General features: G+C 35.0%; 16 protein-coding genes and 1 pseudogene. 8 read left to right on the top strand and 9 right to left on the bottom strand.

The window, feature by feature from the left end; all coding sequences use genetic code 11:
- Positions 1-669: 669 nt before the first annotated feature.
- The 4 genes and pseudogenes from V7068_RS07745 to V7068_RS07730 all read right to left on the bottom strand — a co-directional run bounded on the left by V7068_RS07745 (position 670) and on the right by V7068_RS07730 (position 6,048).
- Positions 670-2,083 (bottom strand): annotated as a pseudogene (locus V7068_RS07745) (glycoside hydrolase family 18 protein).
- Between the two features lie 121 nt (positions 2,084-2,204).
- Positions 2,205-3,371 (bottom strand): LL-diaminopimelate aminotransferase, encoded by a 1,167-nt coding sequence (locus tag V7068_RS07740; protein WP_499712009.1) that lies wholly within the window; start codon positions 3,369-3,371, stop codon positions 2,205-2,207.
- A 134-nt stretch (positions 3,372-3,505) separates the two neighbouring features.
- A complete protein-coding gene (locus V7068_RS07735) occupies positions 3,506-4,657 on the bottom strand; it encodes a CapA family protein (RefSeq protein WP_499712007.1) in 1,152 nt (383 codons plus the stop codon).
- Between the two features lie 236 nt (positions 4,658-4,893).
- Entirely contained in the window at positions 4,894-6,048 is a 1,155-nt protein-coding gene (locus tag V7068_RS07730) for an MFS transporter (protein ID WP_499712005.1), read from the bottom strand.
- A 262-nt stretch (positions 6,049-6,310) separates the two neighbouring features.
- On the opposite strand from V7068_RS07730, the gene V7068_RS07725 reads away from it, so the two are divergent.
- Both V7068_RS07725 and V7068_RS07720 read left to right on the top strand, forming a co-directional pair.
- The gene (locus V7068_RS07725) at positions 6,311-6,793 is read left to right on the top strand and encodes a C40 family peptidase (RefSeq protein ID WP_127760057.1); all 483 of its coding nucleotides are present in this window, start codon (positions 6,311-6,313) and stop codon (positions 6,791-6,793) included.
- 315 nt (positions 6,794-7,108) lie between these two features.
- Entirely contained in the window at positions 7,109-7,273 is a 165-nt protein-coding gene (locus V7068_RS07720) for a hypothetical protein (protein ID WP_488987565.1), read from the top strand.
- An 87-nt stretch (positions 7,274-7,360) separates the two neighbouring features.
- Here the strand turns inward: V7068_RS07720 and V7068_RS07715 are convergent, their stop codons facing one another.
- Positions 7,361-8,242, bottom strand: a complete 882-nt coding sequence (locus tag V7068_RS07715; protein ID WP_499712002.1) for a hypothetical protein — start codon at positions 8,240-8,242, stop codon at positions 7,361-7,363.
- A 171-nt stretch (positions 8,243-8,413) separates the two neighbouring features.
- On the opposite strand from V7068_RS07715, the gene V7068_RS07710 reads away from it, so the two are divergent.
- Together V7068_RS07710 and V7068_RS07705 are read left to right on the top strand one after the other, a co-directional pair.
- Positions 8,414-8,548 (top strand): YuzL family protein, encoded by a 135-nt coding sequence (locus tag V7068_RS07710; protein ID WP_119117925.1) that lies wholly within the window; start codon positions 8,414-8,416, stop codon positions 8,546-8,548.
- A gap of 50 nt (positions 8,549-8,598) precedes the next feature.
- Positions 8,599-8,769 carry a hypothetical protein gene (locus tag V7068_RS07705; protein WP_252283348.1) on the top strand — a complete coding sequence of 57 codons (171 nt, stop codon included), beginning with the start codon at positions 8,599-8,601 and terminating at the stop codon, positions 8,767-8,769.
- Positions 8,770-8,865: 96 nt separating this feature from the next.
- On the opposite strand, the gene V7068_RS07700 is transcribed toward V7068_RS07705, so the two are convergent.
- The 3 genes from V7068_RS07700 to tnpA all read right to left on the bottom strand — a co-directional run bounded on the left by V7068_RS07700 (position 8,866) and on the right by tnpA (position 11,178).
- Positions 8,866-9,255: a YidH family protein gene (locus tag V7068_RS07700; protein ID WP_499712000.1), complete on the bottom strand. Its 390-nt coding sequence runs from the start codon at positions 9,253-9,255 to the stop codon at positions 8,866-8,868.
- A 393-nt stretch (positions 9,256-9,648) separates the two neighbouring features.
- Positions 9,649-10,764, bottom strand: coding sequence for an RNA-guided endonuclease InsQ/TnpB family protein (locus tag V7068_RS07695; protein WP_499711998.1), 1,116 nt, complete (start codon positions 10,762-10,764; stop codon positions 9,649-9,651).
- A gap of 15 nt (positions 10,765-10,779) precedes the next feature.
- The gene (gene tnpA, locus V7068_RS07690) at positions 10,780-11,178 is read right to left on the bottom strand and encodes an IS200/IS605 family transposase (RefSeq protein WP_499712088.1); all 399 of its coding nucleotides are present in this window, start codon (positions 11,176-11,178) and stop codon (positions 10,780-10,782) included.
- A 168-nt stretch (positions 11,179-11,346) separates the two neighbouring features.
- Between tnpA and V7068_RS07685 the strand changes: the two genes are divergently transcribed.
- The 4 genes from V7068_RS07685 (at position 11,347) to V7068_RS07670 (ending at position 12,970) form a co-directional block, all read left to right on the top strand.
- A complete protein-coding gene (locus tag V7068_RS07685; protein WP_127760054.1) occupies positions 11,347-11,736 on the top strand; it encodes a thiol-disulfide oxidoreductase DCC family protein in 390 nt (129 codons plus the stop codon).
- 116 nt (positions 11,737-11,852) lie between these two features.
- On the top strand, positions 11,853-11,990 hold the full coding sequence (locus V7068_RS07680; RefSeq protein ID WP_499711996.1) for a hypothetical protein: 138 nt from the start codon (positions 11,853-11,855) through the stop codon (positions 11,988-11,990).
- A 280-nt stretch (positions 11,991-12,270) separates the two neighbouring features.
- Positions 12,271-12,510, top strand: coding sequence for a hypothetical protein (locus V7068_RS07675; RefSeq protein ID WP_127760053.1), 240 nt, complete (start codon positions 12,271-12,273; stop codon positions 12,508-12,510).
- A 166-nt stretch (positions 12,511-12,676) separates the two neighbouring features.
- A complete protein-coding gene (locus V7068_RS07670) occupies positions 12,677-12,970 on the top strand; it encodes a hypothetical protein (protein ID WP_499711994.1) in 294 nt (97 codons plus the stop codon).
- A gap of 140 nt (positions 12,971-13,110) precedes the next feature.
- On the opposite strand, the gene V7068_RS07665 is transcribed toward V7068_RS07670, so the two are convergent.
- Positions 13,111-13,626: an undecaprenyl-diphosphatase gene (locus tag V7068_RS07665; RefSeq protein WP_127760051.1), complete on the bottom strand. Its 516-nt coding sequence runs from the start codon at positions 13,624-13,626 to the stop codon at positions 13,111-13,113.
- Between the last annotated feature and the right edge of the window lie 272 nt (positions 13,627-13,898).

Here is a 13,898-nt window from a genome sequence, read left to right as displayed (position 1 = left end):
TCATCCTCGATCAAGATTGTACACCATTTAATATTGGTCAACAAAAAAGCGACCGTGTTATTCAATACTACTAACACGATCGCTTATACTTTTATCTTCATGATATTCGCACTTTTTCCTCATCTAATTGACCCGAGGCATCTCTATAAAATTGATGAAATAAATATGTCAAATACGAATTTAATTCAAATCGATCTTCTTGAACAAAATCAGATAATCTTAATTTATTTTCTGTAGACATCGCTTCTCCCTCTCTCCATTATGTTTTCTTTTATTATAATCCCTTGGCTATTATTGTTTTAGACATCCCTTTTTAAGTTTTTGTAAATATTCAGTAAATCTCCTCACAAAACCATCCACAAGAAATTATGTTGTACAGGCCCCACCTACGCCTAATACCATGATGGCCACGCATGCCATCCACCTATCTACAATTATAAAGAAAACGCTTACATTTTCCAATAATTTTCATACAACAAGTTTCGACACATTCTGTTTAGCGTAAATATTACACATACACATAGTGAAGTAACTTGCTATTCAAAAGACAATGCGTATATATCGAAATAAAGCTCTGCTAAACCGTATTGTTGATTAACTAATTCCCGACCGAAATACGCCAAAATTCAACAATATTATTTAACAGAACCTTATCTTTAAAAGTTGCCACTAACTTCGCTTTCTCACTCTAAACTGATCGTTTAGTAATACCCAATTTTGCGGGAACGGATAACCGAGTACCCAATACCCAATTCCACGTATACCATATTCCTTTACTAGGTTAAATTTGGATTGAGCACTTCTAGCATCTTCAAACCACACTTCATGTCTTTTCTCTTGTTCATCTACATATTGATAAAACGGGGATTGAGCAATTTCATCATATTGAATCGTTGTCTTATACTTCACTGCCCTTTGTACCGCTTCTTGCATATCAAACGTTTCAGCTTCTTGGCCCTGCACGTGCGGGAGAAGCCAATCGCGAGCGTACAGCTGAAAACCCATTAATATTTTATTCCTTGGGATAACTGTTACAGCGTACTCAAGTACACTTCTCATTTGATTCAGGGGCGAAATAGCCTGAGGCGGCCCTAATCCGATAGCCCCACTCATACGTCATTAAAAAAACAATGTCAACGATTCGACCATGGGCAGCATAATCATGTGCTTCATAAAGAAATCCTGTTTGTTCAGCACTTGTTTTTGGAGCAACGGCAGTCGAAACAAAATAACCATCTTCATGCAAACGATTAACAGCCCGTTGCAAAAACTGATTGTAATTCTCACGGTCCGTTGGATATAAGTTTTCAAAATTGATATTTAATCCACGATATCTCTTTTGCTCAATCGTCGCTACAATATTTTCCAATAATTTATCTTGCAGCTCTGTACTTGCCAAAATGGTTTGGGCAGCGTCCGATCCCGGATCACCATACGTAAAATTAGTGATGCACATAACCGGAAGAACTCCTTTAAAACGAGCAGCCTGGATAATAGCTTGATTATCTAATGACTGTAATTCTCCATCGCTTCGCACAACGTAAGAAAAAGGAGACATACAAGTTAAAGAACTCCCTGCCTCCCTCACTTCATCTGCTCCTTTTTCTCCCATGTTAATGACGTAAGTATAAACATCAATGATAGCTTTTGAAAAAGGAATAATTAATCTAGTTCCTGAATAAACCTGATTAAGATTTTGAATAGAATTCACTTCAATAATGTCCTGCACTGTTGTTCCATAGCTTTGAGCAATTTGCCCCAAACTTTCTCCAGGCTGAACCGTATGTGTACGAGCTGGAATATATAAAACCTTTCCTGGATTAATAACCGAAGAATCAGTTAATTGATTAGCTTGCATAAGGCTATCTACTGAAGCTCCGTATTGTTGGGCAATTTTCCATAATGTTTCCCCAGATTCGACAGTATGTTGACGAGCAGCGCTAGGAATGATGAGCGCTTGACCAATCACTAATCGACCTGCATCTGGAAGTTTGTTCACCGCCACAAGCCTTGCAAAATCTACCCCATAACGACTCGCAATCTGCCACAATGTTTCTCCCTGTGTTACAACATGAATAAGCATAGTAACCCCCTTCCCCCTAGATTCTATCCCTAATGTATGCGGCCATTTATCTATCCATATAACTCCTAACTCAAAAAAAGAAGGGAGGGATACTGAACGTCCCCTCCTGTTTCTCATTCATTTATTTCTGTAAAAATTCTTGAATTCGCTTCGCTGCTTCTCTCAGTCTTTCAGCCGGCTGCACTAAAGCCATACGAACATATCCTTCCCCTTCCTTTCCAAAAGCATCTCCAGGAACGACTGCAACGCCGGCTTTATCAATCAACTCATAAGCAAATTCACGTGACTTCCAACCAGCAGGAATTTTTGCCCAAACAAACATCGTCGCAGCTGATTTAGGTACTTCCCAGCCAGCTTTGGCTAGTCCAGATAGCAGAGCATCTCGGCGTGCCTCATACTCTTTCACTTGTTCAGAAAGAATAGCTGAATCTGCCATAAGTGCTTTTTCAGCTGCTTTTTGAATGGGATAAAAAATGCCATAATCAATATGAGATTTTAATGTAGCTAAAATATTTAGCGCTTCTTTATTTCCAACTACATAACCAATGCGGCAACCTGCCATATTAAAGGTTTTCGATAAAGAATTGAACTCAATTCCTACCTCTTTTGCTCCCGGAATAGACATAAAACTAATTTGCGGATGATGATCGAAAATTAATTCAGAATAAGCAAAATCATGAACAACTAAAATTTGATGCTTTTTCGCAAACTCAATGACCTCTTTAAAAAACTCTTCATTTGCTAAAGCTGTGACCGGATTTCCCGGGTAACTAATAATCATCATTTTTGTTTTTTTCAATACATCTTCTGGAATTTGATTAAGCTGCGGCAAAAATTGATTTTCTGCCGTTAAAGGCATTGGATAAATGGTTCCTTCAGCAAGTGATACACTAGCTTCATAGATTGGATAACCAGGATCTGGCACTAATACATAGTCTCCTGGATTAATAATAGCCGTCGCTAAATGGGCAAGTCCATCTTGTGAACCCATAAGTTGCAGCACTTCTTTTTCTGCATCAAGCTCAACCCCGTAACGATTTCTATAAAAATAACAAACTGCATCATGAAATTCCGTTATCCCTTTTAACGTATAACCATATTTGCTTGTATCTTGTGCATATTCAATTAGCGTATCAATAACAAAGGAAGGAGGTGGTAAATCCGGGCTTCCTACACTTAAATCGATTACATCCTTCCCTTTTTGCAATGCCTCTTGTTTCCGACCTGCTACCTCCATAAAAACTCCTGTTGTTAACTGTGCCACTTTTTCTGACGCCGTAAATTGCATGTAACATTCCCCTTTTAAAGTTTATATCCAATTTTCCTTATTTTTTGAATCTTGAATAATATTATTATAGCAAAATAAAGAGGAAGAACACCCTATTTTAGTGTTCTTCCTTCCATACTACTATCCTCATACATTTATTCAGTTTCATATTGAAGCCAGTCTGACCCATTAATTTGATTAGAGACGTCAATGATTTTATTTTTCACTCGCTCTGCTTCTGCTCCTTCTAATAACAATGGTTGATAATTATTTCTAGACGTAACAGAAGAAATCGAGAACGGTACAACCTTTATTTCTTTTTGATCTGTCAGTTTCCCATCCTTCAAGTGAAACGTTTGCTGAAACACATATGTATCCTTATCTGCTGGATTTCGGTTCCCGCCAAACATAAAGTTTCCTAAACTATAGACAATAAACTTCCCCTTATACTCCTCAATTCCTTGAACAACATGAGGATGATGTCCTAGAATCAAATCCGCTCCGCTATCGATTGCATAACGAGCCAGCGATTGTTGGGATTCAGTTGGAACATAGCTTCTTTCAATTCCCCAATGAAAATGGATTAAAACAATTTGGACACCTTGTTCTCTTAAGCGCTTTATATTCGCATCAACAATAGCACGCGTTTCTGGTGTATCTTCCCAGCCTTCATATCCGAGAGCCCCTACTTTCACGCCTTTAATCGTCGTAACATAGTGATGTTCGTATCCGAAATAACCAATTTTTTGCTTCTCTAGTGTTGTAATTGTATCATCATACCCTTGTTGTAAATAATCCATAGTATGATTGTTTGCTAGATTGACCGCTTCGATTCCACCAAGTTCTAAAATTTGAGCATAAGAAGGATCTCCCTTAAAGCGAAACTTTTTGATTGCTTTTTCAGTAGCATTTGTTAATGTGGTTTCTAAATTAACGGTTGTTAAATCATCTTCTTCGAAAATATGATCCAATTTTTTGACAAAGTAAGGCAGTCCATTTTTAGAAGCTTCGTCTGGAAATGAACCTGCATATGTAAAACTTTCATCCGTTCCGAGTGTGAAATCCCCCGCTGCACTGATTTTAATCGTTTCAATAACAGGTTCAACTGGTGAATTTTCCTCCTTGGATTGCGTTTTCTCTTTTTTCCCTTCCTCTGTCACACCACTTGTAACTGGCTGGTCTTTCGTCATAATGTTATTAAAAATAAGCAATGCGATAATTAAAAGCACTCCCGCCGTTAATATACGTCGTACCGACCTTTTTAGCCGCCTCCGTTTTCTCATTCGCCCCATATCTCTATTATCCATACTCGAAGACCCCCTACCTTTCCCAAAACACATGCACATTATACCTTAATTAACCAATTATTTATATACATTTTACTATAAATATTGAATATTATGTATTTTTATGTAAATATTTGTAAAAAAAATAATTCCTTATTCTAAAAGGAATTATCATAATAAAGTACGAATTTATTAATTTAAGATTATATTTTAGCTTTGACTTTGAGCAACGGTATTCCAAAAAAGCCATCATATTTTTAATAGTTGTATTTTCTCATTGTAAATAAAGTGAGTAATAAGGCGGGGACCGAAGACAAAGTCATACCTAAAAACGATAGCTTCGGGGATACTTCGTATAAGAAGCCTCCTAAAAATGTAAGGAGTGCTATACTTAAACCCATCGCAAAAGCAGCATACATACCTTGAGCCGTTGGAATTTGATTGGGCTTTAATTTTTGTGAAATGTATTGAATGAATGCATAGTGTGCAACACCAAATGATAAAACATGTAAAGCTTGAGAAAATATAAATACAACAACGTTTGGAAATAAATAAATCATAACCCATCGCAGTGTGGAACCAAGTGCAGCAATACTATACATCGTAGATACTTTCATTTTTGAAAAAAACTGATCCACCTTTGTAAAAAATACAATTTCACATACTATAGCAACATTTAAAATTAACCCGATATAGAAGCTGCCTACCCCTAAATCTTGTAAATAAACAAATCCATAATTGTAATAAGAAGCGTGAGACCCTTGCACTAAGATAGAAATAAGAAGAACGATAACAAATCCTTCTGATGCAAATAATTTATTCAAACTCCCTTTTTCATCCACTTGATTAATCGGCTTAGTTTTTACATGTAATACAACTGGAGAAGCTTGAAATTGCGAAAAAACGATAGCAATTAGACCTATAATCATTAGCCATAAAATCGCTGCCTCTTGAAATACCGCAGTTCCTGCACCTACGATTAAAAGAGCAATTGTATAGCCAAGCGAGCCCCATGACCGACTTCTTCCATAATGGATTTTTCCAGTACTCACTAAGACCGAGGCACTGCTTTCCATAGCAGGTAAAAGATTTGGATAAACAGCACTAAATAACACTGTAATGATGAATAATGAACTATATGTATCGAATGGTATGTATAACAGTACTACTCCTAAGGACCCAACAGCCAAACACTTCATTACAATACTTAAAGAATATAGCCTAGTGAACAGAGGAAATAGGAATAAGGTTGAACAGGCACGTACAATCATCCCCGTCCCCATAATCATACTTGCAGCGGAAACTGACAGATTTTTTTCTACAATAAGCCAACCAATCCAGTATGGCAAAAAAATACCCCACGTAAAGAAAAAAGTATAAAAATTTAAAGATAACCAACGTTGATTATTCATTTAAATCCTCCCTAGAATTTCAGCTCGCCATGGATTACACATCCATTATCTGTTTTATTGAATGAGCATCTCATAAAAATACAAAGTTACCCTTTAAAGTAAAAATAATTGTAACATAAAGAAAGGGACCATGATAATTGAATACGCATTTATCACTTCTTAACAGAATACTGCCCAAAAATATTTTTGGAATAAACGGAAAAAGTGCTCATAAAATTAGCATTGTGTGTTAACTTGGAATTCAATTTTAGGGGGAGAAAAAATGAGTATGAGTGTACAGTTTCCAAGATGGATTGCAGTTATTGTATCGATTTTCGCTTTAGCAACGGCCTTCATCTTTAGTTCTACTTCTAACGCTTCAGCATCTATTAACTACGGAGAAGAAGTAGCAGCAACAGCGGAGTTATATATTGGTACACCGTATAAATATGGAGGAACTACGCCAAAAGGCTTTGACGCAAGCGGTTTTACTCAATATGTGTATAAGCATGCGGCAACAGAATTAACGATTCCAAGAACGAGTGCCGCTCAATATAAAATCGGGAAAGCTGTTAAAAAGAACGCATTAAAGCAAGGGGATTTAGTATTTTATGCTACAGGTAAAAAAGGAAAAGTATCCTATGTAGGAATTTACAATGGTAATGGCACATTTATCGGTACTACTTCAAAAGGAGTAAAAATCGTTAAAATGAGTGATAAGTATTGGAAAGAGCGCTACATTGGAGCAAAACGCGTAATTAAATAAGGATTGATGAAACAGGATTATGGATAATACGATTTTTGGCTCAGATGTGCTGAAAGGTTGCTCTAGCCCCATGAAACAAGGGAGTAAGAGCCAAAATCAACAACGTTCTATAACACAGTCAAATAAAAAAGAATAGATAAAAACAAGCTCCGGAATTACAAATCCGGAGCCATTTTTCGAGCTATTTTCAAAAAGGATTATTTTCACATAGCTAAGAGTTAAATACCTTAACAGAAAACCATTAAATGCCTATCAATATTTAGACCTTTTCATCATTAAATAAAGAAAGAAAGAATATTATTAAAGTAAGGATTGATGAAAATGGCTAAAAAATATAGAGGAAAAACGTTAAAAAAGCTACCGTCAAATGGACGTGGAGAATGTCCATTATGTAAAAAAACAAGAATCAAGCTATTATATCCCCATAGAACAGAGACAAACCAATTGATTCAAGTATGTAAAAATTGTCGTAATAAATAATATGCGCCGGGCTGTCACAAGCCCTTTTTTCTTTATTACAACTCATTTGTGCCACGCAAGAACTCTATCCACCTTGATTTCAATCAACTAACGATTCAACTTTCCTAAAAGCCCCATCGTCAAATACTGCTTCTCTTCATTAAAATCCCACAGCCAATATTTTAGTGAAAAATCTGCTTTATTTGCATTCTCGATAAAATCTTTTATAGCAATGAGTGCAGCTCCATATCCTATATTCGAAGCTAAAGCAAAAATGGCATTTGGTCCTTGCTTAATCGTGTCTATGTACTCCGGTTCCATCTTTAAAATATCCGTCCATGTAATAACGAAGCCTGTTGTCTTGCAGCATTTAAAAATGGAATCGTGGTAAGCAAGAATGATGCTATCTCTTAAATCCAAAAACCCTTCTTTGATTTGTTCTAATTCTTCCTTATTATATTGGGTTTCATATTGAGATAACGTATCCAAAGCCCAGTTATAAAACAATTGCGTATAAATAGCTGATGATGCGACAATGTCAAAGCTATCAATAAAATCTGCCCATTCATCCTTTAAGCTTTCAACCACATACTTCTCTATATCCCTCACATACTGTAGAATACTCTCAACCTTCTCACCACATTTCAATAAAGAAGACAAATGATGTTCAAAATCGATGTTCTTTAATCCTGTCACGTCCAGCTCAACGAGTTTGATTTTGTTACGAGTACTTGCTAAGAGATACTGAGTCCCTCTTTTCATACTCTCTATATCGAGATCAAATAAATAAATCAGGTTACAGTTGGATGCCAAATAATTCAACTCTAAATCATCACAATTACCCGCTCCAAAGATGGCTATTTTATCAACGGACGCTTTTTTTGAAAAAACATCATGAAATAAGCCACTTACTTGGTTACGATGACCCTCCCATTTCGTTTTTCTTGAATTATCTCTATTTTCATTCATTTCCCTTTGAAAATCTTCCAAAAATATCTCTCCTTTTATGTATACACCAACATAGTTGCGATACTCACTTCTTATAAAGTAAATCCCGCTGCAACCATTTATAAAATTGTACACTATTTTGTTTTTAACGGATAATCTTCTCCTGCATAGTTTCTTGCCTCTAAGCAAAAAGTAACATTGGAGGTGAACGAAATGAGTAAAAAAATTAAGGAAGACCGTTCCAAGTCAGTCCTTGGTTCTTCACAAGTCGAAGGTCAAGGCACAACTACACAAGAAACAGGTTCTATAGAAGTGCCTTCATCGAATAAAAAACAAAAACGTGATTAACCCTATTTTCTTTCATATGTTAACCAAACCATCGAAACGAGGCTGAAGCTATGACGACAGAAAAACAAACCCAACATACTCCAAGAATTTACGCTGAACCCTCAGAAAGTCCAAAACTTGTTATCACTACAAATTTGGATCAAAATGCAACAGAACAAAATCCATATGAACAAAAAAATAGCCCTAACAAGAAAGAATTCAAAGAATTTTTCAATGAATAATATGTTCGGGCGACTCAAATGGGTCGCCCCCTTTTATTCCCGGCTACAACCATGCTCTTAAAATATTTTCCCCATAAAGATTGACAAATAATAAGATTAAGCAATTAAAAAGTATATACAAAAAACTAATGAAATGATAATAATAAAGATACTAAGTATTACCACAGTCTTTTTAGGTGCCCGAAATGTTTGATTATTAATAGCAGTAATTTTTTTCATATATACAGCGGTAGCCATAATAATAGTCAAAATACCTAATCCAACCGAAGATATTCCAATAATATTAGCTAATAAGTCATCTATTGGGGAAAGGCTTGATTTCATTGTAAAATGGACATTTGTAACAAGAAACCCGACTCCAATAATAGCAATTGCTGTACGAATCCAAGCTAAAAATGTACGTTCATTAGCTAAATGCTGCTGAATATATGTAGAATCAACAGTTGGAGAGCTTCTTTCTAATTTTTTTGTTTGATTTTCCTTCATAAACAATCACTCACTTACTAAAATAGATGTTATTATGGTTGTTAAACTCTTCTTATATATAACACTAAAATGATAAAATATTTACTTTTTTCTATACTTTTCACTGGTTCTTTTAGTATCTTTCGGTTCGTTGTACCAACAATTTTTTGCTACATTAGACCTTGATTATCAATTACATAGCTTTTTAAAATGGGTCATTTTTTTACTTTTGGTCATATATTGATAGAATACTTAGTGAATGACCCCTCCTTAACACCCTTAGAAATTGTTTGAAGAAGGGGCTTCCTGTTTCATAGACCGTAGCGTAATAGGGTTTCCTACTACGTCTTACACAATCTCTACAGGCGTAGATTATACTGTTTGGACACAACCTTGCCCTACAGTCTGCAAGATTTAGTGTATGGCAAGTAGTTCTTCTAATCCTTTTTGCAGGATGTTTAGACTTGCATTGTGATCTCGATCTAATAAGGTTCCACATTTCGTGCAAATATGGGTACGAATAGAAAGGGATTTTTTTACTCGATTGCCACAACAAGAACAATCCTGAGAAGTGAATGTTGGTTCTGCTTTGATAAGTGTGCCACCACGATTTTCACATTTATAAGCCAACATATTGCGAAACATGCCCCACCCCGCATCAGAAATAGATTTAGATAACTTTCTATTTCGAACCATGTTTCGAATGTTTAGATTTTCTACAACGATTACTGAATAATCTTTTGCTAGATTGTAGCTTAGTTTATGAAGAAAATCTTTACGCTGATTCGCTACTTTCTCATGCAACTGTCTAACTCGTTGTACCTGCTTAATGTAGTTGGAAGACTTCTTTTTCTTTTTAGAAAGCATACGTTGTGCTTTCTTTAGTTGTTTTTCTTTCTTGCGAAGAAACCGAGGATTTTCATACTCTAAGCCATTGGAAAGAACCGCATACTTATTCAGTCCTACGTCTATTCCTACCGCAAGATTTGTATCAATAGTAGATGGTAGTGCTTGTCTTTCGACACAGAAAATAGCGTACCACCTTTTCCCTTGACGCTTGATAATAAGTTGTTTAATAGCCCCTTCTATCGGTCTATGGAGTAAAATATCTATTTCACCTAACTTTGTATTGTGTAGTTTACCGTTATCAGAAAAAGACATCGCCATTCGATTCCCTTTTTTGCTGAATCCAAATTGGGGAAACGTCATACTCGTATACTCTTTATATTTTTTCTGTTTTGGATATTTTGCGTTTTTACGGAAGAAATAATCGAATGCTTTTTTCAATCGAACAAATACTTCTTGTAATGGTTGAGAAGGTATTTCTTTTAGAAAGGGGTATTCCTTTTTATCCAAAGTTTGTTGTTTTTGCATATCGTAACGGTTGTATGGTTCTTTGCTTTGCTTATATTTACGTTCTTTGTCTAAAAGGGCAGAATTATAGGTTTGACGGCAGTATTGTAGCCAACGGTCTAACATTTCTCTTTGTTCCTCCGTTGGAAAAATTTCGTATTTTTGATTCAACAGCATGACCGTCACCTCCTATTATTTTTCACCCTGTGTTTCGATGTATTGTTTTAGAGTTTCTAATGGTGCGCCACCAACAGTTAGTAAACAGTAGCTTTGAGACCAAAAGCATTCTTCCCATAATTTCTTCCTTATTTCTGGAAATTCATTTTTAATCCTTCGTGAACTGGCACTCTTATAAGCGTTAATGAACTTAGATAGTTCTGTATTAGGTTTGGTTGTCATGAGAACATGAATGTGGTCACTATCATGATTCCATTCTTTTACAGATGTATGATAATTAGTACCAATATGTTCAAATATGTCTTTCAATCTAGTTGAGATTGTATCGTCAATCACTTTTCTTCGATACTTAACAACCATAATAAGGTGGTAGTTCAATTTGAATACTGAATGGTTATTCGTGTCTAATTTCAATGCTTTCACCTCTATTTTTTATCCTACGACTGAATAGAGAAGAAGACAAGTAAAAAGCCTTTGGCTTACACCAACCGAAATTCATCCCCTCCCTACCCTTGGGCTGCGCTCTTCACACGCTTGAGGAAGGAGACTTCTTTCGGAAAGATGTTAAAAAGGAGAATGAAAATGAACAGAGTTATTTTATTTGATGGAGAGTGTAATTTTTGTGACCAAAGTGTTCAATTCATCATCAAAAGAGACCCTATAGGCTACTATAAGTTTGCCTCCCTGCAGAGTGATATTGGTAAACAATTGTTAAAACAATTTAATGCTCCAGAAGATATGGATAGTTTCTTTCTGATAGATCATAACAAATGTTATTTTAAATCCTCGGCAGCTCTTCAAGTTTGCAAAAATTTAAAGGGCCTTTGGAAAATCCCCTATTTTCTTTTAATCATTCCAAGACCTATTAGAGATTTCTTTTATGAAATAATCGCCAAAAATAGATACAAATGGTTTGGCAAAAAAGATAGTTGTTTATTACCTTCTCCTGAAATTAGAAATCGGTTCTTATAATACTGTACTTGTCGTAGAGGTTTAAGTTTCTGTTCCAATGTATTTTTTCACATATATAGTACATGCTTTAAAATAAGGTCTATCAAATTTAGAACAAGTGGAAGGAGTTTCTCACCATGAAAAAAGAAGGTAAACAACATACAAAAATGAACGCGGAAAAACAAGAAGAATTACAAACCGTAAATGATTTTTCTAACAAAGAAAATACGCAACCAGTACCTCAACCAAAAGATTATGATGAAATAGAGTATTGAGATGAAAGTATACTCCGACACAACCACGAATGGACAAATTCCTCGGGCAACAAATTCAAGGGTGTAGTCAAGAAAAAAACATTTACAAATTTAGGTTTTTTCAATCTGATTTATCTGTATATTTTCTAGAAGAATGTAGTTTTTAAAAATTAGATATGTTATACGGGACTTTTAATTTTAGGTAAATGTGGAATTTTCATTAGGACAAAAAACCAATATCTAACCTCACCATAAAATAACATCACGTTTGAAGTATATCGAGGAAGGATGAGGAACACTAATGTATTATTATCCACCTTTAAATAACACGCTTTATATGCCTTACAGAGATTTAAAAAGTGAAACACTGCAAGCTGTAAAACCTTTTGTGGATTATGGTTTACTAGAAGCAACTTTTACATCATATTCTCATGCACTTACAGAAGTCGCAGCAATCGCCTATTTGCTCGGAAAAGGGTATGACCCGCAAACCGCTTATAAAACGGTTGAATCATGGGAAATGAACGAAAAATTTTTTTAGACATATGAGAATGTTATCTGTTAAGTAACAATTTTATCGAAGGGTTATTGACATTTAAGTCCCTATCAAAACATTTCCAGCATTATCAAACACCAAAAAGCAAATATTAGATGATGGAAGGCCATCAATTTTGCTTTCCAAATGATTGATTGAGGAGTGTTTGACATTGAATAACTGGATATCTGCGCTTTTAAATATAGGGATGCGAAAAAACATGTTTAAAATGTTTGGCAGAAAAAGAAACAATAGAGGGATGATGTGGACGTCTTTATTAGGTCTAGGAGTTAGTGCAGTTGCTTATGGATTAGGGAAAAATCGAAACAGAAATATGCAGAATCCTGTTGAACATGTAACGAACAGGAGTCGAACGCAAACAGCTAATCCAATGCTAAAAGCAGCTGCTCTAGCAGAGTTTTCAAAGGAATTAGGACTCGATAAAAATCCTTCGACAAAAAAATAAATTTCATTCACATAAAAATACCCACATTAATGTGGGTATTTTTATGTGAATAAAATTGAAATTAGTAAAGTCCGAAACAATTTATTCTCTGGCTAAAGAACAAATAATAATCACACATGATATCGTCTAAAATATAGCTGCTATTGACGTGCAAAATAATTTGCGAATCTGGACACTTTATCTAATGTGATGCTGATCATAGTGCCAATAAAGGCACTTCCGATAATATCAGATGGATAATGATGACCTACCCAAATACGTGAAAAGCCCGTCAACACAGATAATATCCACATGATTGAACCAAGGACGCGGTCATAAAGAAAGATAGAAGTAGATATAGCAAATACAAGCAGAGTATGTTTACTTGGAAAAGAAGAATCTTTTTTTGAAGGAATAAGTATACCAACCCGACGTTTTACAAATGGACGTGGTTTAAAATAAAACAATTTAATCAAAGTGTTAATAAACAAAGTTAACCCTACAGATATCACCGCATTGCAAGACACTTTTTTGTAAAAATCATTTCTAAACCACATAAAAATCAAAACAAAAATAAACACATAACGAATCTTATTTGATATCAATATCATGAGCAAGTCAATTGGAGAACAACGTCTAGACAGCGGATTGACTGACTGAAATACTTTGTAGTTCATAACAATTATCTCCTTACTTTATATATGAGGTCTTTTCAACCTTTACTTATGATTCCTCATATGTATAAAGTTATGAATAAACTTTTTCAAAGTTTTTATACATTTGCAATCGAAACAATTAGTAATAAAAAAATGGTTTAAAGAAAAAATAAAATATAAAAAATTTTAGAGAAATATATGATAAGGAACACTAGACGGCAATTACACACGTGCTCTTCTATAAAGATTTTATTTTATCTATACTCTTTTCAACCCCTATATATCAAAATCCA

The sequence above is a fragment of the Bacillus sp. JJ634 genome, from assembly GCF_036962285.1.
In the GTDB taxonomy this organism is placed as follows: Bacteria; Bacillota; Bacilli; order Bacillales; family DSM-1321; genus Peribacillus; species Peribacillus asahii_A.
Note: the sequence above shows the minus strand (reverse complement) of the source record. Positions and strands in the feature narration are given on the sequence as shown.

Coding starts and splice junctions, on each gene's coding strand:
- V7068_RS07705 (WP_252283348.1), top strand. CDS start 8,599: ATGACGACAGAAAAACAAACCCAACATACTCCAAGAATTTACGCTGAA.
- V7068_RS07730 (WP_499712005.1), bottom strand. CDS start 6,048: ATGAATAATCAACGTTGGTTATCTTTAAATTTTTATACTTTTTTCTTT.
- V7068_RS07700 (WP_499712000.1), bottom strand. CDS start 9,255: ATGAAGGAAAATCAAACAAAAAAATTAGAAAGAAGCTCTCCAACTGTT.
- V7068_RS07720 (WP_488987565.1), top strand. CDS start 7,109: ATGAAAATGGCTAAAAAATATAGAGGAAAAACGTTAAAAAAGCTACCG.
- V7068_RS07675 (WP_127760053.1), top strand. CDS start 12,271: ATGTATTATTATCCACCTTTAAATAACACGCTTTATATGCCTTACAGA.
- V7068_RS07680 (WP_499711996.1), top strand. CDS start 11,853: ATGAAAAAAGAAGGTAAACAACATACAAAAATGAACGCGGAAAAACAA.
- V7068_RS07710 (WP_119117925.1), top strand. CDS start 8,414: ATGAGTAAAAAAATTAAGGAAGACCGTTCCAAGTCAGTCCTTGGTTCT.
- V7068_RS07740 (WP_499712009.1), bottom strand. CDS start 3,371: ATGCAATTTACGGCGTCAGAAAAAGTGGCACAGTTAACAACAGGAGTT.
- V7068_RS07735 (WP_499712007.1), bottom strand. CDS start 4,657: ATGGATAATAGAGATATGGGGCGAATGAGAAAACGGAGGCGGCTAAAA.
- V7068_RS07695 (WP_499711998.1), bottom strand. CDS start 10,764: ATGCTGTTGAATCAAAAATACGAAATTTTTCCAACGGAGGAACAAAGA.
- V7068_RS07665 (WP_127760051.1), bottom strand. CDS start 13,626: ATGAACTACAAAGTATTTCAGTCAGTCAATCCGCTGTCTAGACGTTGT.
- V7068_RS07725 (WP_127760057.1), top strand. CDS start 6,311: ATGAGTATGAGTGTACAGTTTCCAAGATGGATTGCAGTTATTGTATCG.
- V7068_RS07685 (WP_127760054.1), top strand. CDS start 11,347: ATGAACAGAGTTATTTTATTTGATGGAGAGTGTAATTTTTGTGACCAA.